The following is a 23876-nucleotide window of genomic DNA, read 5'->3' as shown; positions in this document are numbered from 1 at the left end:
TTAGCGCCTATCATTTTAAACCAAGATAATCCTTGATTCCGTCGACAACTCCCTGAGCGACACTGTTCTGGAAATTCTCCGTGAACAGCAGCGCCTCATCATTCTTGTTGCTTAAATAGCCAAACTCCAGCAATACTGCCGGCATCGTCGTTTCACGAGTCACATGCAGGCTCTTCGCCCGTACTTTGCGGTCCGGCAGCCCGGATGCTTCAACCAGATATTTATGCATGACGTTGGCAAAAGGAAGGCTCTCCTTCCTGGTATAATACGTCTCCACGCCGCTGGCCGTGGCCGACCCGCTATTGGCATGCAATGACACAAACAGATCCGCATTCATATCGTTGGCGAGCTTCGCCCGATCCTTCAGCGTTACATAAACATCCGTACTGCGCGTGAGCACATAGTCCAACTCGGTTTCCAGCTTCAATAAATGCTCAACCTTCTTGGCAATCGTCAGATTGAAATCCTTCTCCTTCTTGCTCGTCACACTAATGGCGCCTGGATCAGTTCCGCCATGGCCGGCATCGATAACAACTAACGGTTTGCCGTTGCCTCGCGGCGGGTAACTTTGATCGACATTTAAATCCACGATGACGTAACCGTCGTTGCCATTCTGCAAGGAATAGTTTCTCGCTCCTGACAGATCCATGACGACTCGTATCGTGGGCGGATTATCGCTGAACTGCGAATAACGGATTTTGGTTACATCCGGGTAACCATTGATATCCATATAGCCGTTCTGGTAAGCATCCAGCGAATGGCTGCTGGAAAAGGATTCGTCAAAACGGGCATTCGGAATATCGATGACTAGCCGGTCCGGCCCCGTCAGGCTGAACACCTTTGGGGTTACATTCTTGTCGACTGCAATCGTGAGGCGATTGGCATCGAAGCCGATGCCTTTGACGGCAGCCAAATTGGCTTCGGGTACCGGACTGGTTGAGCCGTTGTCCGTGCTTCCGCCGGTTCCGGTAGTTCCTCCCCCTGTGTTTCCGCCGGTTTGATCCGGGGTAATTAAGTAAACCGTCTTCGTTGCGTTATCCCAGCCTACGGTAAGCCCCATCTGTTCGCTAACAAATCTTAGCGGCACGAGCGTCGTATCCCCTTTTAGCATCGGCGCAACACTCAGTGGCGTCTTCTGCCCATTTACACTAGCGCTTGTTTGATTAATAATCAGCTTAATCGTTGTATCGGCTTGCTTTATAGTTACCGTGCGCGTCCCTTTCTCCCAAACGACGTCAAAACCCAGCTGCTCCATGACGACACGAATCGGAATCATCACATTGCCTTTCACGTTCTGAACCTGGCCATTCTTGGGCAAGTCCAGCGCTTTTCCGTCCAGATAAATGCTTGTGCCGCCTCCGGCAGCTTGTCCTATCGTCGGAAAAGCAAAAATAAATACAAGCAAAAACATCAAAAAACCAATTTTTTTCATCCGTCACCCCTACCATCCTTAAATTTTGCCTCGTGATGACCGATGATTGAGCTTGCTTTTCCTCGACATCACCAGACGACATATTAGACGCCCCACCTACCTAAAAGTTGCGTAACTTTCCTTTTTTCCGACCATAGTCCCTGGTTAAACTAAAAAAGACTATTTCCAATGACTTGTCATTGGAAATAGTCCAGTTCATCCATTTCAGATCCTATCGTTACACTGTTATAGCATCCCATTTTAGCGCGTCATCGGATGCTCCAGCTCTACATGCCCCATAAGGCTTTCCACTTGCTCTCCATCCACGGTAAGCTCGAGGCTCCGTACTTCGTCGAATTGGAACATCGTCGCTTTCAGCGCTTCGATGGCCAGCGCTTCGCCGCCTGACCCCAAGCGGGCCTCGTCCGGCAATTGAATATCGATATGGAGCTCTCCATCCCCGAAGGATGCCTTCTTCAAAATCACTTTTTCCCACAGCGAGAACAGGCCGCTTTCCGCTACCTGCAGCTGCTTGAAGGCTTCGGCATATTTGTCTTTATCCTCCCGGAACTGGATGTCACGCTGCACCTTGGTCAGCTCCATCAAGTTATCATCCGTATAATACAGCTCGACTTGCACCGTCTGCAGCTTCGGCTCCTCAGTATTCGTATTATTTGTATCATTCTGACCTGCCCCCTGAGAGACATTAGAGTCCGTTCCCGGGGCAGGAGACGGCTGCTCCGCCATCCCTGTTGGCGGCTGCTCTGTTCCCTGGGGAGCCGTTTGCGGCTTCTGCCCGCATCCTGCCAGCGCAAGCGCAAGCACAAGCGCCGCTCCAACCATGATAAACTTTTTCAAATCGATTCCCCCTTCCTTATAGTTTCCGTAACCGGCCTCGTCATATCGGTTATAAACCAAAGTACTCTTTGATCCCTGCAACGATGCCTGCTGCAATTCTATCCTGAACGACAGGATCTTTCAACACGGCTTCATCCTCCGGATGGCTCAGAAAGCCGGTTTCGACAAGAATAGCAGGCATTATCGTCTCGCGCGTCACCTTCAGGTTCTGATACTTCACCTTGCGGTCGTTCAAACCCGTCGCTTCAATGAGGTGCTTGTGAACGGTATCCGCAAGGGGAATGCTGACGTCCCGGCTATACAGCGTCTCCGTTCCAGAGGCCGCTGCGGATCCGCTATTCGCATGAATAGAAATGAAAATATCCGCCTGCTCCTCGTTCGCTATCCGCACTCGCTCGTCGAGCGTTGGGTATGTATCCTCACTACGCGTCAGCACGGTGATGATATCCTGCTCCTGCATCAGCAGCTCATCTACCCGGAGCGCGATGGCCAGATTGATATCTTTCTCCAGCACGCCGGCTAAGCTCGAGGTGCCTGGATCCTTTCCACCATGACCAGCGTCAATCACAACCAGTCTCTTTCCGTCCGGCCTTACTGGTATCACAGGATCCGCCTTCTCCAGGGTCAATTCGACAATAAACGCCCCGCCCTCCTGGGTAACCACGAATTCTCTGCTCTCATTCAAATCCATGACGATCCTGATCGTAGACGGATCATTGCTGAACAGCGAGTAGCGGATTTGCGCCACTTCGGGATAGCCCTCGACCGCCATTTGTCCCTGGTTCTCCGACTCCATGGGCAGCGTGCTCCTGAAGCTGTCGGCCAATTGAGCGTGCGGCACGTCGATCACGACCCGTTCCGGGCCGTTCATCTTGAAGACGTGCGGGGTTACGGCACGATCGGTCGCCACCACCAGGCGGTTGTCGCTGAAGCTTAGGCCGCTGATCCATGCAAGCTCCCCTGACAGATCACCCGCAGCCGGTGCTTCGGGAGCGCTGCTATCAGAAGCGTCCGGCGGGTTGACGGGCGACTTCACGGCATCATCTTCACTCGCAGGAGGCGCGCTTGCTCCGCCGGTGACGGCTCCGCCGCCTGAGCCTCCGTCCGGGCTGTACAAATGCGCTGATTTCGTCTCGTTATCCCAACTGACCTTAAGCCCCATCTGCTCCCCGATGAAACGCAGCGGGACAAGCGTCGTATCCCCCTGCAGCATTGGTGGAGCGGACAACACAACCTCGCTGCCATCAACAGCGGCCTTATCATTATCTATGATAAGCTGGATCGATCTGCCGTTCTGCTTGATCGTCACCGTTCCGGTCTGCTTGTCCCAGCCAACCTCGTAGCCAAGACCTTCCGATATTACACGAATCGGAACCATTACGCTACCGTGAACCAGACCCGCTTGCGCGTTATCCGGCTGCTTCAATTCCTGGCCATCCAGGAAGATCGAATTGCTGGCGGCGGAGGCCTGTCCCATGCCCGGCAAAGCCCATATCACCGCAACCAGCATCAACAGAAAACCTAACTTCTTCATCGTATCCCCTACCAATCCCTTATTTTCCGCCCACGGCTGTCATGGTCTTCCGTCTCCCCGGCACCATTATCAACCCTAACTCGACACTATCCGACACCATCATAGGACATGCAATGGCACGTTCATTTCTCTTCTTCTAATTAATCCCATACTAACAGAAATTTCGTCCCGATCATAGAGTCTAATACAATTTGAACGAGAGTTTCATAGATTCCTGTCCTATTAATAGACAAAAATAGACAGCCCCGGAGTCTAATAGAGTTAGACTCCCGGGGCTGCCGGTTAAGCCGGGATAACGTTAAGCAAACGAACGGCTTGCTCTCTTCGCTTCATAAGCAGAGATAAGATCCTCATGCTGAAGGGTAAGTCCGATGTCATCCAGGCCTTGTAGCAGAAACTGGCGACGATGCTCATCCAGATCGAACGAAATATTCAAACCGTTCTGATCCGTAATTGTCTTATTCTCCAGATCAACCGTCAATTGATAGCCTTCATGCGCTTCAGTCCGCTGGAACAACTCCTCGACCTGCTCCTCGGAGAGCTTGATCGGCAGAATGCCGTTCTTGAAGCAGTTGTTGTAGAAGATATCTGCAAAGGACGGTGCAATGACGCAGCGGAAGCCGTAATCTAGAATCGCCCAAGGCGCATGCTCCCGGGAGGAGCCGCAGCCGAAGTTGGCGCGGGAAATCAGGATTGAAGCACCTGCGTAGCGCGGTTGATTCAGCGAGAATTCCGGAATTTCGTTGCCTTCCGTATCAAAGCGCCATTCATAGAACAGAAATTGCCCAAATCCGGTACGCTCGATCCGTTTCAAAAATTGTTTGGGAATAATTGCGTCGGTATCTACGTTTACGCGGTCCACGGGACCGACGATGCCTGTATGTTTGATAAAAGCTTCCATGATTAGTTCTCCCCTCTTTCGCCTTCGTTAGCTAACGACTTCGCTCTTCACATTCCATTCGCGGACATCCACGAAGCGGCCCTTGATCGCCGCTGCCGCCGCCATGGCCGGAGATACGAGGTGCGTTCTGCCGCCGCGGCCTTGACGTCCCTCGAAGTTCCGGTTGGAAGTGGATGCGCAGCGTTGTCCCGGCTTCAGAACGTCGGGGTTCATGGCAAGGCACATGCTGCAGCCTGCATCGCGCCATTCAAATCCAGCTTCGATAAAGACTTTGTCCAGGCCTTCCTTCTCGGCCTGCAGCTTAACGCGGCCTGAACCTGGAACGACGATAGCCGTTACCTTGTCGGACACTTTGTAGCCTTTGGCAATCTCTGCTGCAGCCCGAAGATCCTCGATGCGGCCGTTCGTGCAAGACCCGATAAATACGTAGTCGATCTCGATGTCCGTCATAGGCGTGCCCGGAGTAAGCCCCATATATTCAAGAGCCTTCTCGGCCGCCTTGCGCTCGTTCTCCGTTGCGAAATCGCTTGGATTCGGCACGTTCGCAGTGATGCTCGTTCCCATCCCAGGGCTCGTTCCCCAAGTCACTTGCGGGATCAGAGAATCAACGTCGAATTCCACGACGCGATCGTACACGGCGCCTTCGTCTGTAGTAAGACTTCTCCATTCCGCTACGGCACGGTCAAACGCTTCGCCTTGCGGCACATGCTCACGGCCGCGCAGGTATTCGAATGTCGTCTCATCCGGAGCGATCAAGCCTGCTCTTGCGCCGGCTTCGATGGACATATTACATACCGTCATTCTTTCTTCCATCGTCAATTCGCGAATCGCTTCACCCGTATATTCAATGACATAGCCTGTTGCAAAATCCGTTCCGTACTTGGCAATGACGCCAAGGATCATATCTTTGGCCGTAACCCCGGGTTTGCGCTTGCCGACAAAACGCACTTCCAGCGTCTTCGCCTTGGCTTGCTGCAAGCACTGGGTAGCCAGCACATGCTCAACCTCGCTCGTCCCGATTCCGAAGGCAAGCGCCCCGAAGGCACCGTGCGTGGACGTATGGCTGTCCCCGCAGACGATCGTTTTGCCCGGATGGGTAAGTCCAAGCTCTGGACCCATAACGTGTACGACGCCCTGATCGATCGTATCCAGGTCATACAGCGTTACGCCAAAATCGCGGCAGTTCTTGGAGAGCGTATCAATCTGCTGTTTGGAAATCGGATCTGTAATGTTGAAGCGGTCCTTCGTCGGAACGTTGTGGTCCATCGTCGCAAAGGTCAGCTCTGGACGGCGAACCTTACGTCCGCTGAGGCGCAGCCCCTCGAAGGCTTGAGGAGAGGTTACCTCGTGCACCAGATGCAAATCAATGTAAATGATGCTCGGCTTCCCTTCTTCCGAATAAATCACGTGATTGTCCCAAATTTTCTCATACATTGTCTTTTTAGCGTTACTCATCGTATTCACCCCACTGAAGGATTCGAACATGTAACGAAGCGTTAGCTGCACATAATGTCCACTATCCCCGCCTCGTATGTTGACATTACTATATCATCTCTCTGTTCATTGATCCAAGATATAATTTCTATAATAGTTATAGGATTTAACTATAGAATGGTGAAGTATGGCCCTTAAAGCCGGAGAAGGCCTATAAATGCAAGAGACCTTCACAGCACGACCGCTTCGCGCCGGGAAAGTCTCTTGACTCGGACCTACTCCATTGTCTTCAGCCAACGGGGGAGCTAGTTGAAGCCCTCGATCCCCATGATATGATCCAGCGGAACTGGACCGATCATGCGGCTGTCTTTGCTGTTGTTGCGGTTATCTCCCATGACGAAAATATGATCCTCGGGAATCTCCCAAATTTGGCTCTGTTCAACCCTCATTTGTTCTTTAATATACGGCTCTTCCAGCTTGGTGCCGTTTCTGTACACCTGGCCATCCTTGATTTCAATGGTGTCGCCAGGGAGACCGATCACGCGCTTGACATAGAAGAAATCTTCCTTCTTATTGCCCGACAGGATGCGAATCAGCGGATGCTCATTCACGCTGTCCCAGAAGGAGCGGCTGCGATCGACACGGCTGTCAATGATGACGATATCTTCATATTTCGGCAGCTTCTCCAAGGTCTGCGCGATCTTCCACGCGTAGATCCGCTGCTTGTCGTCCAGCGTAGGCTCCATGGAATGGCCGTTCACCTTGTAGGGCTGAATGATAAAAATGCCGATGAACATGCTAATTATAAAGCCAATTATAATAGATATTCCCCAGCCGCGGATCTCTTTCCATATTTTCATAGAACGGCAACCTCCATTTCCAATTTAGAATATTATACAACCAACTTGCCCAATAATAAAATTTTTAGAGCAGGATGCCTACTGTAAGCATCAATTAGTCCTATATTTTATTTAAAAACGATAGGATATACTTATAGAATACTTGCTAACAGACTTAACATAAAACGAAACACCAATTCAAGAAAAAGGTGATCTCATGGAATTAAGGCAGCTCCTATATACATTGAAAATTGCTGAGGAACGCAACTTCTCCAGAGCGGCCGACAAGCTTCATATCGCTCAGCCGTCGCTCAGTCAGCAATTGTCCAAGCTTGAACAGGAGCTGGGCGTGAAATTGTTCCAGCGCAATACGAGTACCGTCGAGCTTACGCACGCAGGAGCCAGCTTCATTAAGCATGCCCGCAAAATCATGGATGCGGTCGAGCAGCTCCGCCAGGAGATGGACGATATTTCCCAGCTCCGCGCCGGGCGCGTCGTGATCGGGAGCATGCCGATAACAGGCTCCCACCTGCTGCCTTATGTGCTGCCGGCATTTAAAGAAGCGTATCCCGACATTCAGGTCAACCTGCTTGAAGATACATCCTTGAACCTGGAGAAGCTCACCGCAGGCGGAGGCACGGATCTCAGCCTTCTGTCGCTGCCGCTGCAGGAGCCTTCCTTGACCTACGAGCCGATCGGCGAGGAGAAGATCGACCTGGCCATCCCTCCGAACCACTATCTAGCTGACCCGGGCAATCGCCCGCCGGGAGGCGTCACGCTGAAGCAGCTTGCCGGGGAATCCTTTATCGTGCTCAAGAAGGGACAGGGCTTCCGCAAAATCATGATTGATCTGTGCCGGAGCGCAGGCTTTGAGCCGGATATCGTGTTCGAGAGCAATAACATCGAGACCGTTCAATCGCTCGTCGCCGCCGGAATGGGCATTACCCTTGTGCCGCGCTTTATCGCCCGGGCCAAACGCAGCGAGCTGATCCCCGTCTATGTCCCGCTGGCTGAGCCGGTTCCAAGCCGGACGCTCGTGATCGCATACCGGAAAGGCCGCTACTTGTCCAAGGCAGCCGAAGCTTTCATCGAAACTTTCCGCACAACCATCGAGGAGCGCATGAAGCAAGAGTCTTAACTCTAAAAAAGGCTGTCACGCTGCATTCCGAGCAGGTGACAGCCTTTTTTAGCATCATACCCGCCTGTAGCGCGAGCGAGCGAGTTAAAATCATAAATGATACAGACCTGGACGCCGGTCCTCAAACACGGGAATTCGGGAACGGACGTCATCCACCAAGGACAAATCGATCTGTCCCGTAAGGATGCCTTCCTCCTCGCCGCCCTCAGCGAGAACCTCTCCCCAAGGGTCGATAATCATCGAGTGGCCGAAGAAATGATCCTGTCCGCTCTGCCCGGTCCGGTTGCAGGCAACGACGTACATCTGATTCTCGATCGCCCTTGCCATCAGCAGCGTGCGCCAGTGGTGCAGCCGGGGATGCGGCCATGCGGCTGGTACGAACAACACCTTGGCGCCTCTTAGCGCCAGCGTGCGCATCAGCTCGGGAAAGCGGATATCATAGCAAATGGAAGCGCCTGAGGTTTGTCCGTCCAATTCGAAGGTCACCTGGGACTCCCCCGGCGACAGATGCTTCTCCTCCTGCATTAGCCGGAACAGATGCATTTTGGAATAAGCTGCAATCTCCTGCCCGGTGCGGTCAAAAATCCGCATCGTGTTGTATACCTCTCCCCCGCGCTTCTCCGCGATCGAGCCTGCAACGACGTGAACCTTATGGCGCTGGGCGAAAGCGGAGATCCACGCCCGGCTCTCGCTTCCCTCCACGTCGGCCAATTCATGAATTTGTTGCAGCGCATAACCGGTATTCCACATTTCCGGCAGTACGATCAAATCCGGCTTGACGGCCTGGCTAACAGCCTGCTCCATCCAGCGCCCGACGCTTTCCCGATTCTCTGCGGGCCTTCCCATATGTACGTCACACTGGATCATGGCGATATTCCATGACGTTTGCTGATGAGTCATGCCGACTCTCCTCTCCTCCGTAAAATCATTTGAGTACCATCATAAGCGGCCTGACTTAAGCATGCAAGTACCGTTTTGCGGCAAACCGCGTTTCGTCAAGCGTTAATCCATTCTATACAGATTGGATAAATCATGTTAAATTATGAATATTGTTATTCTATAGACCGGAGTGTTGAATATGAGCCAACATCGTCAATCGCAGGGGAGCTTCCCTTTTCCAATTCAAGCCGCAGACGTGATGGGCAAGCTGCCGAAGCAATTTTTCGCTTCGCTCGTCCAGAGCGTGAACCGGGAAATTTCGCAGGGCCATGACGTTATCAATCTCGGGCAGGGCAACCCGGACCGCCCTACTCCTAAGCATATCGTGGAGGCTGCGCAGCAGGCGGTCGCCAATCCGCAGTATCATAAGTATTCGCCCTTTCAGGGCTATAGCTTCCTCAAAGAAGCCGTCTGCCAGCGTTACCGTGAAGACTACGGCGTGACCCTGGATCCCGAGAAAGAGGTCGCCATCTTGTTCGGCGGCAAGACTGGGCTTGTGCAAATCGTTCAGATTCTGCTGAACCCCGGCGATCTGCTCCTGGTTCCCGATCCGGGCTACCCCGATTACTGGTCGGGTGCTGCCCTGGCCGGGGCAGAAATGTCCTTCATGCCGCTGCGCGAGGACAATGCCTTCCTGCCGGACTACGGAGCAATCTCTGCCCTTGACCGGAAACGGGCAAAGCTGATGTTCCTGAACTATCCGAACAACCCGACCTCGGCCACGGCTCCGCTCTCCTTTTATGAAGATACGGTCAAATTTGCCGAAGAGAACGGAATCGTCATTGCCAGTGATTTCGCTTACGGCGCTATCGGCTTTGATGGCCGCAAGCCGGTCAGCTTCCTGCAGGCCGCTGGCGCCAAGGAGGTAGGCGTAGAATACTACACCTTGTCCAAGACCTATAATATGGCTGGCTGGCGCGTCGCCTTTGCGCTGGGGAACGAGAAAATCATTTCGCTGATCAATTTGCTGCAGGACCATATTTACGTCAGCTTGTTCGGCGGCATCCAGGAAGCGGCCAAGGTTGCCCTGACCGCACCGCAGGATAATGTTGCCGAGCTTGTGGCCGCCTATGAGTCGCGCCGCAACGCCCTGTTTGATGAATTGGACAGGATCGGCTGGGCGGCCCGCAAGCCAAGCGGCTCCTTCTTTGCCTGGCTCCCTGTGCCTAATGGCTGGGACTCGGCCTCCTTCGCCCGCAGGCTGCTCACCGAAGCCAAGGTCGCCGTTGCGCCGGGGATCGGCTTCGGCCAGCATGGAGAGGGCTACGTCAGAGTCGGGCTTCTGAGCAGCGAGGAACGGCTGCGCGAGGCGGTTCAGCGAATCGGCAAGCTTGGACTGTTCTGACTCATTTTGCTTTGCAATGCCAGAGCGCGCGTGGTATTCTATCAGTAATTCCAATTCTAATCTCAATTCATATAATTGAACTAAACGTGAAGACGGGACCAGTACGTCAGACCAGCGTCGTCCAGAGAGTAAATTCCTTAGGCTGCGAGAATTTACCGTTCGCCCTTGCGGAACCCTATCCCCGAGCGGCCGGCCGATAAGCCGGACAGCGCCCCTGTTACCGGGCTTATGAGTCGGATGAGATTATTCATCAATAAAGGTGGTACCGCGGAAGTATAGCTTTCGTCCTTTGCGCTGCAAGGGCGAAAGTTTTTTTATTACGATAAACGAATCCACATCACAGCGGTCTCCCTTCTTAAAAGCACCTCGAACGTTGTTTTTGCTGCTTTTCTGCTTTACTTTTCATCATAATTTTTGTAGGAGTGATCTCCATGCTACGCCGCATCGTTGTCAAAATAGGGAGCAGCTCGCTGACTTCGCCGGAAGGAGGATTAAACCGCGAGGCGATCGCCTACTTCGCATCCGAATTAGCCAGCCTGCAGTCGCTGGGCCAGGTGCTGCTGGTCACCTCCGGAGCGGTCGCTGCCGGATTCCGGGAAATCGGCTACCCCGAGCGGCCCCGGCTGCTTCATGAGAAGCAGGCCGCTGCTGCCGTAGGGCAGGCGCTGCTCATGCAAAGCTACCGGGAAGCGCTATCCAAGCACGGCGTCGCCACGGCACAGATCCTGCTCACCCGCTCCGATTTCCAGAACCGCAAGCGTACGGGCAATGCGAGCATGGCCATCGAAGAGCTGCTGAAGCGCAATGCACTGCCGATCATCAACGAGAATGACACCGTCTCGATCGATGAGCTGAAATTCGGCGATAACGATACCTTGTCTGCGCTCGTAGCTAACCTGCTGCGGGCGGATCAGCTAATTATCCTTACGGATACGGATGGCCTGTATACGGAGGACCCGCGCATTAACCCGGCTGCGAGACGCATCGGGCAGGTGGATGAAATTACGGAAGAGATCTACGCCATCGCTGGGGGAGCCGGCTCCTCCGTTGGTACGGGAGGCATGCGCTCCAAGATCGATGCTGCCAAAATCGCTACCCGCAGCGGCGTATCCGTATTCATCGGAAAGGCCACCCAGCCCGGCGAACTCAAGAGCATCCTGGAAGGACATGGACAAGGTACATACTTCGAGACGCGCTCATCCACTCTTCCGCGCAAGAAGCAATGGCTGGGATTTCTGTCCACGCCGCTAGGCACACTTACCGTGGATGCCGGGGCCGAGGAGGCGCTCATCCATGGCGGCCGGAGCCTTCTCCCCGTCGGCGTGAGACAGGCGCAAGGGCATTTTCATGCCGGCGATGTCGTAGAAGTTGTAAATCGCAACAACGAAACGCTGGGACGGGGAATTGTAAATTATGATTCCGACCAATTGCAGGACATTATGGGACTCCCAGGCACCGAAGTCGTTAAGAGGCTGGAAGGCATCCATCGTCTTGAGGTTATACACCGGGACGAATGGATTTCATTAAAATTATAAATAGCAAGCTTCAACATTTTAATCATTTTGAGGAGGTATTCGAATGAGCGAAGTAAGACAAAAGGCAGAGCTTGCCGGTAAAACTGCAAGCGTATTGAACCGTCTGAGCACAGAACAAAAAAATCAGGCATTGCTGGATTGCGCCAAGGCTTTAATCGATCATAGCGAAGCCATTATCGAAGCGAACAAGGAGGACCTGCAGCGCGGCCGGGAGAACGGCACCTCCGTCTCCCTGCTGGACCGGCTGGCGCTTACTGAGGAGCGGATCGCCGGCATTGCGGAAGGGCTGCGCCAAATCGTGGAGCTCCCGGATCCGATCGGGGAGACACTGGAGACGATCGACCGCCCTAACGGCCTTCACATCGTCAAGAAGCGCGTGCCCCTCGGCGTGATCGGCATCATCTATGAGGCGCGTCCGAACGTGACGGTGGATGCCATCGGACTCTGCCTGAAGACGGGCAATGCAGTCGTTCTTCGAGGCGGCTCCTCGGCCCTGTCCTCCAACCGCAAAATCGTGGAAATTATTCACGAGTCGCTGTCCGGCAGCGCCGTACCCCGCGATGCGGTTCAGCTGATTGAGGATCCGAACCGCTCATCCGTGGACGAAATGCTTAAGCTGAACGGTCTGCTGGACGTTATAATCCCGCGCGGAGGCAGCTCTCTGATCCAGAATGTGGTTCAGAACGCTACCGTGCCTGTCATCGAGACCGGAGCCGGCATCTGCCATACGTATCTGGATGCCACGGCGAATCCGTCCATGGCTGCGGACATTACGCTCAATGCCAAGGTTCAGCGTCCATCCGTGTGCAATGCGATGGAGACGCTGCTTGTCCACAAGGACTTCGCAGAGTCCCACTTGGCTGATATCGCCGGCAAGCTGCGCGAGGCGAGCGTAGAGCTTCGGGGCTGCGAGCAGACGCGCCGCCTGGTCTCCTGGGCCCATCCAGCCACCGAGGAGGATTACGCCACCGAATACAACGATTATATTCTCAACGTCAAAGTCGTCGATAGCCTGAATGAAGCGCTGCAGCATATTGGCCGCTTCGGCACGAAGCATTCCGAATGCATCGTAACCGAGGATGGAGCGAACGCGGAACGCTTCCAGCAGGAGGTCGATGCTGCAGCTGTATATCATAATGCTTCTACGCGCTTCACCGACGGATTTGAATTCGGCTTCGGCGCCGAGATCGGAATCAGTACGCAGAAGCTTCATGCCAGAGGGCCGATGGGACTGCCAGCGCTAACCTCTAGCAAATACTTGATCCAGGGCAGCGGACAGATTCGGAAATAAGGAGGCCAGACGATGACGATGTACACCACGAACAAGGCGCCTTCGATATGCTTCTATGGCGCAGGCTCCATGGCGGAGGCCATCGTGCGCGGACTGATCCGCCGCAAGGTCGCCCCGCCGGAGGCCATTTCCATGCTGAACCGCAGCAACCGGGAGCGGCTAGCCTATTTGGAAGAAGCCTACGGCATCAAGACTGGAGGCGATGATGCGGAGAAAGAGGCCCTTCTTACCTCCGCATCGATCATCGTGCTGGCGATGAAGCCGAAGGATGCCGGAGAAGCTCTCAAAGCCCTGGGACCGATGCTGAGCAGGGACCAGCTGATCGTATCCGTTATTGCGGGCCTTTCCATCCCTACCATTCAGGCGCTGCTGGGCTATAAGGCGCCGATCGCCCGTACGATGCCGAACACTTCTAGCTCGATCGGATTTGGGGCCACCGGCATCTCCTTCTCTGCCGAAGCGACGGAGGCACAGACCCAGCAGGTGCTGGCGATGTTCGAGGCCGTTGGTACGGTTCAGGTCATCCCGGAGGAGCAAATGGAGATTTTAACTGGCGTATCCGGAAGCGGACCAGCATACATCTATTACATGATGGAAGCGATGATCGAAGCAGGCATCGAAGGGGGGCTTACCCCGGAGCAGGCGCGGGAGCTGACCGTGCAGACCGTGCTCGGAGCCGCTTCCATGATGAAGGAGACGGGCGAGGAGCCCGCCAAGCTTCGCAAGGACATCACTTCCCCGAACGGCTCCACACAGGCCGCGCTGGAGACACTGGCTGCAGGCAGCTTCAATGAAACCGTCAAGGCTGCCGTACACCGCGCTGCCGAACGATCCAGGGAGATGGGCGAAGCAGTAAAGGAGGCATTGTTATGAGCTATTGTACGGCCACGTACCGTATCTATGACGATAAAGCAGACTTTCATAAAAAGGCCGAGTCCATCGCGGTCGGCATGACCGTGGGAACATGGACAGAGCTGCCGCAGGTCAAGCAGGAGCAAATGCGGGGACATTTGGGGCGCGTGGAGAGCGTCCATGTCCATGACCCGCAAAGCGGCGTGCCGGGCGAGCGTTACGCGGACGTATCCATTTCCTATCCCGACATCAACTTTACCTCCGATATACCGGCCCTGCTCATTACCGTCTTCGGCAAAATTTCTATGGACGGCAGAATCAAGCTGCTCGACCTGAAGCTGTCCGATGCCTTCATGAGCGCTTATCCCGGACCAAAGTTCGGAATCCAGGGCGTTCGCGATCTTCTCGGCGTACATCACCGCCCGCTGCTCATGAGCATCTTCAAAGCCGTGATCGGCTACGATTTGAATGGACTCCGCGAGCAATTCATGGTTCAGGCTCTGGGCGGCGTCGATTTGATCAAGGATGATGAGATCCTGTTCGAGAATCCGCTGACGCCGATCGAGCAGCGTGTGCGCGTCTGCCGCGAGGCCGCTGAAGAAGCGAAGCGCATCACCGGCAAGGAGCTGCTCTATGCGGTCAACCTGACCGGGCGCACCTCATCGCTGAAGGAGCAGGCGCTGCGCGCGATCGACGCTGGCGCCTCAGCCCTGCTGTTCAGCGTACTGCCATACGGCTTCGACGTCCTGCATGAGCTGAGCAGCGATCCCGAGATTACCGTGCCGATCGCGGCGCATCCTTCACTGGCCGGCGCGCTCTACCCGTCGCCGCATTACGGCATCGCCGCCTCCCTGCTCCTCGGGAAGCTCATGCGCATCGCCGGGGCCGATCTAGTGCTCTTCCCATCTCCTTACGGCTCGGTCGTGATGCCGCGGGAAGAGAATCTGGCTATCCAGCGTGAGCTGGTCTCCCCGGAGCTTGCGATCCGCAGCAGCTTTCCGGTGCCGTCAGCGGGCATCCATCCCGGGCTCGTTCCGCAAATCCTCAGCGATTTCGGCACCGACGTCGTCGTGAATGCCGGGGGCGGCATTCACGGCCATCCGGAGGGGGCCAGCAGCGGCGGCCGCGCCTTCCTGCAAGCGATCGACGCATCGCTGAACGGCGTGCCGCTGGCCAAGGCGGCGGAGAGCTTGCCTGAATTGAAGGCCGCTCTCGACATTTGGGGAGGCCGCAAATGAACAGCCGCAAGCAGCCCGTCATCTTCTGCGATTTCGACGGGACGATTACATTAAGCGATAATATTGTAGCCATCATGAAGCATTTTAGGCCTGAAGGCTATGAGCCAATCATGGAGCGAATTTTATCCCACGACCTATCCATCCGCGAGGGCGTGGGACGGATGTTCGCCCTGCTCCCTTCCTCCATGAAGCAGGAAATTACCGATTTTGTGCTGGGGCAAGCCGGCATCCGGGCGGGATTCGGGGATTTCCTGAGCGAGCTGCGCGGGCGCGGCATCCCGTTTTACGTGACCAGCGGCGGAATTGATTTCTTCGTTCTGCCGCTGCTCGCCCCCTTTGATATTCCGAAGGAGCATATATACTGTAACGGCGCAGACTTTAGCGGCGATAAAATTAAGATTACTTGGCCGTATCCTTGCGACGTGCATTGCCAAACGGATTGCGGCATGTGCAAGACGACCGTCATGAGGCGATTCCCGGCCAGCCGTTACGAGCGCATTCTGATCGGCGACAGCCTGACGGACTTTGAAGGCGCCAAGCTGGCGGACCACGTCTACTCGCGGGCACGCCTCACGGAGAAATGCCTGGAGCTCGGCGTCAAGTATACGCCATTCGAGACGTTCCATGACATACAGGAAGATCTTATCCAAGCGGGAAGGAGATAATTAAGAAGATGAGTTTCACTTCCATTTCTTTAGAAGACAAGCAATCCGCGCTGGACGAGCTGAGAATGGTCAAGGAGCAGTTCGCCGCGCGCGGCTGGTTCCCAGGCACGAGCGGCAACCTTTCCATTCGTGTCGGTGATTTCTCCCCGGGCTCGTTCCATTTCGCGGTAACGTCAAGCGGCAAGGACAAGTCCATTCATACGCCGGAGGACTTCCTGTTCGTCGATGAAGACGGGAAGCCTTGCGAACAGACGAAGCTGAAGCCGAGCGCCGAGACGCTCATCCACGCCAAAATCTACCGCATGACCGGCTGCGGCGCAATCTTTCACGTCCATACCGTGTTTAACAATGTGCTGAGCGAGCTGTACGGCGACCAGGGCTATGTTCCCGTACAGGGGATTGAACTCATCAAAGGGCTTGGCATCTGGGAGGAAAATGCGGCCATTGAAATTCCCGTATTGCCGAACCACGCCGATATCCCTTCGATTGCCAAGCTGATTCCCGGCGCATTGAAGCCGGAAATCCCCGGCCTGCTGCTGCGCAACCATGGCATTTACGTGTGGGGCAGCAATGCCTTCGAGGCCAAGCGGCATCTGGAGGCGTTTGAGTTTATTTTCGAGGTAGAATATCGCAGGCTCGCTCTCAAATAGATTCTGAAGAAGGAACTCCGAAGACATTCCTCCTAATTTCCATAGAAAAAGGCTGTCTCATGCTTAGCGCCCAGCTAGCACGAGACAGCCTTTCGTCATGGGGTGGATTTAGAAGAAGACGAGCCAAATGACAACCGCCAATAAAATCCGGTAAATCGCAAACGGCATCAGCTTTATGCGGTTGATCAGCTTCAGGAAGAAGCGGATCGACACCAGAGCGAACACAAAGGCGCTGATGAATCCCGCAATGAAGAAAGGGAGCGCGTCCAGCGTCATGTATTCCCAATTCTTGTAGAGCGAGATCGCGCTGGCTCCGCACATGATCGGCACGGCCATGATGAACGTGAAATCCGCGGCTGCGCGGTGGCTCATGCCAGCCAGCACTCCGCCGGAAATCGTCGAGCCCGAACGGGAGAACCCCGGCCAAATCGACAGGCATTGAATCAGGCCGACCACCAATGCGTGCCGGTAGGCCATTTGATCCACCGATTGAATCTTCGGCTCCTTCGGACCGAATTTGTCGGCAGCAATCATCAGCAGGGCTCCCACAACAAGGCCGATCAATACCGTAGACGTAGAGAAAAGGTACTCATCGATATAATCCTCGAACAGTACACCGAGAATCCCGGCGGGAATCAGGCCGACGATCACTTGGCCCAGCTTCAGCCTCGGCCCGCTTGCGCTTACAGCCTGCTTGCTGAAGCGCGACAAACCGAGCAATTGTAGAATCCGATCCTTGAACACAACAAGGACGGCCAGGATAGATCCGAGCTGAACCACAACCTTAAACGTATTTGCTGCGTATTTGGAGGACAATAAGTTCTCCGTCTTGAGCCACATATCATCGACGATAATCATATGCCCCGTCGAGGAGACAGGCGCAAATTCAGTAACCCCTTCTACCAATCCCAGAATAATCGCTTTGATAATATCCAAAAATAACATGCTCCTACTTCCCCTCTTCTCCGATGTGCTGGCTAGAGCTTATCACATTCTCTTCATACGCTTGGCATCCAGCTAAAAAACTACTTTAATAGAATAGATGGTTCAGCACCTATTTTCAAGAAGCCTTTTTCCACCTGCGGATGAACCAAATGAGAAAAACGATGGCTCCTGCCCCGATCACGGCATAAGCGATATTCGAGTATACATCCATAAATTCAACAATCTTCTCCCAGGAGCTGCCAACGGCGGCGCCGACGGAGACGAGAATAATATTCCAAATCAGCGTCCCGATCGTGGTAAAGAGCAGGAACAGGCCGAATTTCATTTTCGCCATGCCTGCCGGAATTGAGATCAGGCTGCGGATCAGCGGAATCATGCGGCAGAACAGAACCGTCCAATAGCCGTATTTATCAAACCAGGCATCCGCTTTGCGGACGTCCTCCTTTTTGAGCCGGAGATACTTCCCCCAATTGTCGATGATCGCTTCCAGACGATCGACATTCAAGATATAGCCTGCACCGTACAGAATGACGGCGCCGAACACCGAGCCCAGCGTAGCGGCAATGATGACCCCTATCATCGTCAAGCTGGAATATGTCGTCATGAATCCTCCGAAGGTGAGGATCACCTCGGAAGGGATCGGCGGGAAAACATTCTCTAGCGCAATGAGCAGAAAGATCCCTATGTACCCGAACTGCTCCATAAATTCTGTAATCCAGTTCTCCATATCATACCTCCATACAGATATCACATATCTCTTATTTCAGGCAAGAGCTTTCCTTAAATTACGCAAATAACGTCCTCTAATGAAGAGGAAATACAAGACTTGCACGACGAAGAAGCTAATCAGAATAAACCCGGCCTCCATCGCGATGGAGAAATTCAAATAGCGCTGCAGCGCGATAAAAGCAAACAGGCTGTGAATCATTGCCAGCATGATAGGAACGAAGAAGAGCAGACCGATCTGCCAGGTCACCATCGCTTCGATTTCCTTCCTCGTCACTCCGATCTTCGCCATGGCAGCATACTGGCGGCGATCATGATCCAAATCCGCATACAGCCGGTAATATAGGAAGCTTCCCGCCGCAATGAAAAACACGGTGCCGACGATTTTGATCGGCAGACTAACGCGATCATAGAATATTCCGCGAGCCGCCAAATAATAGCTCATCATCACGAGGCCTATCCCCAGAACCGATAGCGCCAGGGAGCTTCCCGGGGGATCGGCTGCTGATTCAATGCAGCATCGCTACAAGCCTGCTTTTGACGATCAGCGCGGACGTGCAAAGAGAGATGAGCAGAAACAGCACGGCAAAAGCGGCCAGCGTCAGCAGCAAAGCGGCCCAGGAAATGTGAAAGCTGAGCTGATCGATGCCCAGCAGGCTCGCCCCGCCATCAGAAACAGCTTGGCGGATATGAGGCCGGCTGCAAGCCCGGTAATCATGGACGCGGCGCCGATCGCTGCGTTCTCCAGAAAGAGCATGCGGTCAAGCTGCTTTACGGTCATGCCGTGCAGACGTAATATCCCAAACTCTCTTTTGCGAGACTGAAGAAAAGAACCTACCGAATAAATAACGAAAAAAATGAAAAAAAGTATACAGTCCCCACTGCAATTTGCAAAGCCTGCACCGGCATTCTCCATATCTCCTATGCGAAAAATAGCCTGCGGCTTGCTAACCCTTTCTATCTTAGCAAAAAAACAGCCCCCGATGCGAAAAAGAAAGCACTGCTGGACTGCAGAGCTTCCTTTGAACGCCTTAGCGTTATAACGCAATTAAATTTAGCTTCTTTAATCAATAATCCTCATACCGGCTGTCCTTGTGCTTGTTCCTCGACAGCAGCTTGACCCCGCCCCCGATAAGTACAAGGGATACGATAAGCGGCCGCAAATACGTAGTAATGAACAGATGGATTTGAAATTCCGGCAGGAAGCGGTCGAACAGCGGAATCACCAGGCTCATCGTCACGTAATAAATGCCTAGGAGCAGCAGGATCAATCCGAGCCAATTCTGGTTATTCCCCTTCCATTCAAAGAGCGGCCGGTCCTCCAGCCGAACCCGGTCATACCGGCTCGTCGCCTGCAGCCCGTCGAAGAAGCTGTAGAACCAAATAACCGGAATAATGAACAGGAACAGCGACAGCCTCAGCACATCGATAATATAGAAGCTGCCCAGAAACAGAACCATCAGCTGCAGGCCGCGCTTCTGCATCCCAAGGTACATTTGGCCTGCTCCGGGAAAGGCGGACAGCAGCGTCGCGAGCACCTTGCTGCGCTTGCCTTCAACCCGGCCAGAGTCCCATTCATCGAATAGTGTGCGATCGATCAGCAGCTCTCCGGCCTGCTTGCGGTGAACCAGCTGCACGGCATCGAACATAGAGTACAGCCAAATAATCGGCAGCAGGCCGAGGAATAACAGAAATACGCTCTTATTCGTAAGCCCGGTAATGACGAACATGATCGTGATCAAGCCGAAGAAGCTGATCAGGAAGGATAGTCCCCGCTGCATTAATCCGAGCTGAAAATGACCCAGGCCAGGAACGAACGACAGCAGGATCGTATAGAAGCGCTCGGCATCCGCCTCGCTTTTGCGCGTCGGCTCGTATGGATAAGTAGACATTTCCGCCTCGGGAGCCCGGAGCAGAGCGATGATCAAATCCAGCATACAGATGCACCAAAGCGCAAATCCGCAAATAAGGGCAGCCAGCATGAAGCCAGCCTCATTGCTCGCAACGGCCGACAGAAAGCCCAGCAGCAAGCCTCCAAAGAACAACAGCGGATAAATGACGCCCCTGACTCTGCGCCCCCAATACAAATGGCCCAGGCCAGGGATAAAATTAAGTACGAATGCCAGCATTTTATTGCGGTAACGTGGCAATAGAATCCCATCCTTTCATAGTTTAAGGTTTCAAATGATCGATCCAGCCCGCGGTTTTATGCATGATTCGCTCGCTTACGGGCGGCTCGGATGAAGGCGGCAGCACATGGTCGGCCCCGGAGCTCAAGCGGTCAAATACACCGAAGGACAGCAGGAACAACGTAATTGAAGCCGCGATAAAATAATTGAACAGCGGATGCTCGCTGATGCGGCGCTTGCGTGATAACGACCGTTCAGCCCCGCTTGACGGCTGGGCTTCATGCTGCGCGGGAAGCTGCTGCAGGACTGCCTCGATGAGCGCTTCCTCCTGCTGCAGCCCGGGCAGCCCATGCTCCAGGAGTGCGAGTGCGGCCATGTAAGCCTCCAGTGCTCCGGCATCGTTCAGCAGCAGCTCCTCGGCATACTGTCTCTGCCGCTCATTCAGCTCTCCAAGAATATAACTCTCCCAACAGATCTCCTGATCCCGATCCTTCGTCTGATCCGGCTCTTTCCCATTCATCTCCACTCCTCCTCCTTCCAATGCTCGCGAATCCACGATCTTGCCCTGTACAGCCTCGATTCTACCGATTTCACCGCAATGGACTGCTCTGCGGCAATATCCTCATAACTCTTGCCTTCCAGATAGAACGCGGTGATAATGTCACGGTGCCCGGGCGGCAGCTCCAGAATGCGGGCGCGAAGCTGACTCCTTCGCTCCTCGTCCATCAGATGCTGTAATACGCCATCCTCCTGAGCCGGTGCGATATGTAACACTTTCGCAGGATCCCACTGTTCTTCTTTGCGGCGCTCCCGCTTCCGCTTTAAATCGATCGATTTATGAATCGCAATACGCGTCAACCAGGTCTTGAAGCCTTCAAAACGATACCCGGGGAGAGATTTGTATACTTGCAAAAAGATTTCCTGCGCAGCGTCCTCTGCTTCCTTGGCATCATGAAGCACGGAATGCGCGACACGGTATACATATGAGCCGTATTCACCCACGAGCTCACGGAATGCGCCGCGATCGCCCCGCTGGATTTTTCGAATTAAATCCTTTTCCTCAATAGCTCTCCCCTCCTTCCCATATATATAGACGAAGCAGCCTGCTGCCGCCCCTGCATATATTTCAAAAAACTTTTGATAGTTTCTACTAAACTATCTCTGAAGCGGCAGCAGCTCTGATCTCAATGATTTCATCTCAAAAATGGAGAAAGACGCCGGCAATCCGTTCGATCGCTAGCGTCTACTCTGCCTCTCCCTGTAAAGACACTTGCCTCTCCGCGGGAAAAGGTTCTATTTCTATCGATGATATTTGTTAGTCTATCGGCCCAAACTCCGGAATTTCTGAGCATACGCCTTGGCATCCTCTACCGTCTGCACACGATTCCGGCCCCACTCCAGCAAGATCCGGTCGATATAACGGAAATGCACCTTGCCGGCAAAAACCGCCTCTTTCAATGCCAGTAAAATAAGCTCCTCCGGGTATCCGTCCTCGTCTACCCAGCCGGAAATCGTCTCGCATTCCATCGGCGACAGAGGCCTTGCGAATTCCTTCTCGAAAATGACGAATAGATTTCGCTCGCTCGTCTCCTGCTGGGCCGCAGCCGGCTCGCGCTGATCTGTCCGCTGTCGCATCGCTGCACGCTCTTCGGCAAGGCATTGCGCCAGATGCTCATACATTCCGGTCAGATTGTAGCTCTCAAATTGGATGCCTGTCCGCTCATCCCATTCCACGTCGATGGCAATCCAGTTCTGTTTCATCAGCCGTTGAATGACGGAGGACAGCTCTCCGGGCGCTCTCCCCATTCGCTGCTCCAGCTGCTCTATCGAAGGGAAATCATTGTTCTCCAGCTGCTTGTAAGAAATCAGCTGAAGCAGAAGCATGACCTCCGTATCCTCCAAGCCGAGTCTCTGATAATGTGTCAGCAGAAGGGAGGGCACCTGGACAGAACCTGCTTCCATGCCGTATGCGACTCCCTTTGCCCATACCTTCCAGCCATCGGTCAATGCCATACGTCTTCACCTTTCCTTAGATAAAAGGAAGTATAGAATCTGGAGCCCCGATTCCTTATGCCCCGTACCTAGTATTGTATAACACAGATGATGTCCGAGCTGCGCTCTATTATGGATATAGGCGATACAGCATCCGCGGGAACGGAATCGTCTCACGGACATGATCCAGGCCGCAAATCCACGCAACCGTTCGTTCCAGCCCCAGTCCAAAGCCGGAATGCGGCACAGAACCGTATTTGCGCAGATCGAGATACCACTGGTAAGCCTCCGGCGATAGCTCATGCTCCTTAAAGCGAGCCTCCATCAGCTCCGGATCATCGATCCGCTGCGAGCCGCCGATAATTTCGCCATAGCCTTCCGGAGCAATCATGTCGGCACAGAGCACAACCTCCGGACGATTAGGATCGGGCTTCATATAGAAGGCTTTAATGCCGGCCGGGTAATGCGTAATGAATACCGGCTTGTCGTACTGCTCGGCAATCGCCGTCTCGTGAGGCGCGCCGAAGTCCTCGCCCCAAGGAATATCGAAGCCTTTCGAGTGCAGAAACTCGATGGCATCGTCATAAGTTATCCGCGGGAACGGAGCTTGGATGCTCTCCAGCTTGGAAATGTCGCGGCCGATCGTCTCCAGCTCAGTCCGGCAATTCTTCAACACGGACTGAACGACATGCGTAATGAACTGCTCTTGAACGGCCAGGCTCTCCTCATGCTCGACAAACGCCATTTCCGGCTCAATCATCCAGAACTCGATCAGGTGGCGGCGGGTCTTGGATTTCTCCGCCCGGAACGTCGGCCCGAACGAGTATACCTTGCCCAGCGCCATCGCCGCGGCTTCCATATACAGCTGACCGCTCTGCGTCAGATAAGCATCCTCATCGAAATATTTCGTTTGGAACAAATTGGTCGTGCCTTCTGCCGAAGTCGGCGTCAAAATCGGCGGGTCAACCAGCGTAAAGTGGTTCTGATCGAAGTATTCCTGAATCGCTCTGATAATTTCCGCACGGATGACCATAATCGCCCGCTGCTTCGAGGAACGCAGCCATAAATGGCGGTGATCCATTAGAAAATCTACGCCATGCTCCTTAGGGGTAATCGGATAGTTCTCCGTCAAATGGATGACTTCGAGCTCCGTAACCGTCATTTCATATCCCGACGGACTGCGCGGCTCCTCGCGAATGATTCCCGTTACATAAAGGGAGGATTCCTGCGTCAAGCTCTTTGCCGCGTTCCATGTCTCCTCGGACACCTCGCTCTTGACGACGATAGCCTGGATGTAGCCCGTTCCGTCTCGCAGCTGAAGGAACTGAATTTTGCCGCTTGAGCGTTTGTTGTTCAGCCAGCTGCCGATAACGACCGTCTCGCCGACATGCTCGCTAACCTGACGAATCACCGTTTTGTTCGCCATGCATGAACATCTCCTCTAACTATGCAGA

The 23876-nt window shown here is 54.0% G+C and carries 24 protein-coding genes; 8 read left to right on the top strand and 16 right to left on the bottom strand.

The genetic code is table 11. The annotated features are described in order from the left end of the window. Window positions 1-10: 10 nt before the first annotated feature. The 6 genes from BN2762_RS15510 to lepB all read right to left on the bottom strand — a co-directional run bounded on the left by BN2762_RS15510 (window position 11) and on the right by lepB (window position 6998). On the bottom strand, window positions 11-1432 hold the full coding sequence (locus tag BN2762_RS15510) for an N-acetylmuramoyl-L-alanine amidase family protein (RefSeq protein ID WP_055107829.1): 1422 nt from the start codon (window positions 1430-1432) through the stop codon (window positions 11-13). A gap of 240 nt (window positions 1433-1672) precedes the next feature. Further along, on the bottom strand, window positions 1673-2269 hold the full coding sequence (locus BN2762_RS15505) for a GerMN domain-containing protein (protein WP_055110108.1): 597 nt from the start codon (window positions 2267-2269) through the stop codon (window positions 1673-1675). Between the two features lie 49 nt (window positions 2270-2318). Beyond that, window positions 2319-3803 (bottom strand): N-acetylmuramoyl-L-alanine amidase family protein, encoded by a 1485-nt coding sequence (locus tag BN2762_RS15500; protein WP_055107828.1) that lies wholly within the window; start codon window positions 3801-3803, stop codon window positions 2319-2321. Between the two features lie 298 nt (window positions 3804-4101). Continuing rightward, the gene (gene leuD, locus BN2762_RS15495; protein ID WP_055107827.1) at window positions 4102-4704 is read right to left on the bottom strand and encodes a 3-isopropylmalate dehydratase small subunit; all 603 of its coding nucleotides are present in this window, start codon (window positions 4702-4704) and stop codon (window positions 4102-4104) included. A 27-nt stretch (window positions 4705-4731) separates the two neighbouring features. Further along, complete coding sequence (gene leuC, locus BN2762_RS15490) at window positions 4732-6159, bottom strand: 3-isopropylmalate dehydratase large subunit (protein WP_187386539.1); 1428 nt, start codon at window positions 6157-6159, stop codon at window positions 4732-4734. A gap of 284 nt (window positions 6160-6443) precedes the next feature. Then, on the bottom strand, window positions 6444-6998 hold the full coding sequence (lepB, locus tag BN2762_RS15485; RefSeq protein ID WP_055107826.1) for a signal peptidase I: 555 nt from the start codon (window positions 6996-6998) through the stop codon (window positions 6444-6446). A 196-nt stretch (window positions 6999-7194) separates the two neighbouring features. Between lepB and BN2762_RS15480 the strand changes: the two genes are divergently transcribed. Next, complete coding sequence (locus BN2762_RS15480; RefSeq protein WP_055107825.1) at window positions 7195-8115, top strand: LysR family transcriptional regulator; 921 nt, start codon at window positions 7195-7197, stop codon at window positions 8113-8115. Between the two features lie 90 nt (window positions 8116-8205). On the opposite strand, the gene BN2762_RS15475 is transcribed toward BN2762_RS15480, so the two are convergent. Beyond that, on the bottom strand, window positions 8206-9015 hold the full coding sequence (locus BN2762_RS15475; RefSeq protein WP_055107824.1) for a carbon-nitrogen family hydrolase: 810 nt from the start codon (window positions 9013-9015) through the stop codon (window positions 8206-8208). A 178-nt stretch (window positions 9016-9193) separates the two neighbouring features. Between BN2762_RS15475 and BN2762_RS15470 the strand changes: the two genes are divergently transcribed. The 7 genes from BN2762_RS15470 to mtnB all read left to right on the top strand — a co-directional run bounded on the left by BN2762_RS15470 (window position 9194) and on the right by mtnB (window position 16630). Further along, window positions 9194-10399: a pyridoxal phosphate-dependent aminotransferase gene (locus BN2762_RS15470; RefSeq protein ID WP_055107823.1), complete on the top strand. Its 1206-nt coding sequence runs from the start codon at window positions 9194-9196 to the stop codon at window positions 10397-10399. Window positions 10400-10830: 431 nt separating this feature from the next. Next, on the top strand, window positions 10831-11934 hold the full coding sequence (proB, locus tag BN2762_RS15465; RefSeq protein ID WP_055107822.1) for a glutamate 5-kinase: 1104 nt from the start codon (window positions 10831-10833) through the stop codon (window positions 11932-11934). Window positions 11935-11977: 43 nt separating this feature from the next. Further along, the gene (locus tag BN2762_RS15460) at window positions 11978-13225 is read left to right on the top strand and encodes a glutamate-5-semialdehyde dehydrogenase (RefSeq protein ID WP_055107821.1); all 1248 of its coding nucleotides are present in this window, start codon (window positions 11978-11980) and stop codon (window positions 13223-13225) included. Between the two features lie 12 nt (window positions 13226-13237). Next, complete coding sequence (proC, locus tag BN2762_RS15455) at window positions 13238-14098, top strand: pyrroline-5-carboxylate reductase (protein WP_055107820.1); 861 nt, start codon at window positions 13238-13240, stop codon at window positions 14096-14098. Continuing rightward, window positions 14095-15315: a 2,3-diketo-5-methylthiopentyl-1-phosphate enolase gene (locus BN2762_RS15450; RefSeq protein ID WP_055107819.1), complete on the top strand. Its 1221-nt coding sequence runs from the start codon at window positions 14095-14097 to the stop codon at window positions 15313-15315. The genes proC and BN2762_RS15450 overlap by 4 nt, the downstream gene beginning before the upstream one ends. After that, complete coding sequence (locus BN2762_RS15445) at window positions 15312-15980, top strand: 2-hydroxy-3-keto-5-methylthiopentenyl-1-phosphate phosphatase (protein ID WP_055107818.1); 669 nt, start codon at window positions 15312-15314, stop codon at window positions 15978-15980. The genes BN2762_RS15450 and BN2762_RS15445 overlap by 4 nt, the downstream gene beginning before the upstream one ends. A gap of 8 nt (window positions 15981-15988) precedes the next feature. Next, the gene (gene mtnB / locus BN2762_RS15440) at window positions 15989-16630 is read left to right on the top strand and encodes a methylthioribulose 1-phosphate dehydratase (RefSeq protein WP_055107817.1); all 642 of its coding nucleotides are present in this window, start codon (window positions 15989-15991) and stop codon (window positions 16628-16630) included. Between the two features lie 108 nt (window positions 16631-16738). On the opposite strand, the gene BN2762_RS15435 is transcribed toward mtnB, so the two are convergent. The 9 genes from BN2762_RS15435 to asnS all read right to left on the bottom strand — a co-directional run bounded on the left by BN2762_RS15435 (window position 16739) and on the right by asnS (window position 23848). After that, window positions 16739-17575 carry an undecaprenyl-diphosphate phosphatase gene (locus BN2762_RS15435; RefSeq protein ID WP_055107816.1) on the bottom strand — a complete coding sequence of 279 codons (837 nt, stop codon included), beginning with the start codon at window positions 17573-17575 and terminating at the stop codon, window positions 16739-16741. 115 nt (window positions 17576-17690) lie between these two features. Further along, on the bottom strand, window positions 17691-18302 hold the full coding sequence (locus tag BN2762_RS15430) for a DedA family protein (RefSeq protein ID WP_055107815.1): 612 nt from the start codon (window positions 18300-18302) through the stop codon (window positions 17691-17693). A 36-nt stretch (window positions 18303-18338) separates the two neighbouring features. Further along, window positions 18339-18749, bottom strand: a complete 411-nt coding sequence (locus tag BN2762_RS15425) for an FtsX-like permease family protein (RefSeq protein ID WP_055107814.1) — start codon at window positions 18747-18749, stop codon at window positions 18339-18341. Between the two features lie 153 nt (window positions 18750-18902). Next, the gene (locus BN2762_RS28350) at window positions 18903-19217 is read right to left on the bottom strand and encodes an FtsX-like permease family protein (protein WP_148499945.1); all 315 of its coding nucleotides are present in this window, start codon (window positions 19215-19217) and stop codon (window positions 18903-18905) included. A gap of 151 nt (window positions 19218-19368) precedes the next feature. Continuing rightward, entirely contained in the window at window positions 19369-20451 is a 1083-nt protein-coding gene (locus BN2762_RS15415; RefSeq protein ID WP_148499944.1) for a hypothetical protein, read from the bottom strand. 22 nt (window positions 20452-20473) lie between these two features. Further along, complete coding sequence (locus tag BN2762_RS15410) at window positions 20474-20950, bottom strand: hypothetical protein (RefSeq protein WP_055107812.1); 477 nt, start codon at window positions 20948-20950, stop codon at window positions 20474-20476. After that, window positions 20947-21432 (bottom strand): RNA polymerase sigma factor, encoded by a 486-nt coding sequence (locus tag BN2762_RS15405; RefSeq protein WP_055107811.1) that lies wholly within the window; start codon window positions 21430-21432, stop codon window positions 20947-20949. Before BN2762_RS15405 ends, BN2762_RS15410 begins: the two co-directional genes overlap by 4 nt. Window positions 21433-21750: 318 nt before the next feature. Then, window positions 21751-22443: a DnaD domain-containing protein gene (locus BN2762_RS15400; protein WP_055107810.1), complete on the bottom strand. Its 693-nt coding sequence runs from the start codon at window positions 22441-22443 to the stop codon at window positions 21751-21753. A gap of 109 nt (window positions 22444-22552) precedes the next feature. Beyond that, window positions 22553-23848, bottom strand: coding sequence for an asparagine--tRNA ligase (asnS, locus tag BN2762_RS15395; protein WP_055107809.1), 1296 nt, complete (start codon window positions 23846-23848; stop codon window positions 22553-22555). Window positions 23849-23876: the final 28 nt, after the last annotated feature.

The organism is Paenibacillus ihumii (assembly GCF_001403875.1).
GTDB classification, from domain to species: Bacteria; Bacillota; Bacilli; order Paenibacillales; family Paenibacillaceae; genus Fontibacillus; species Fontibacillus ihumii.
This window is presented reverse-complemented; position numbering and strand designations above follow the sequence as displayed.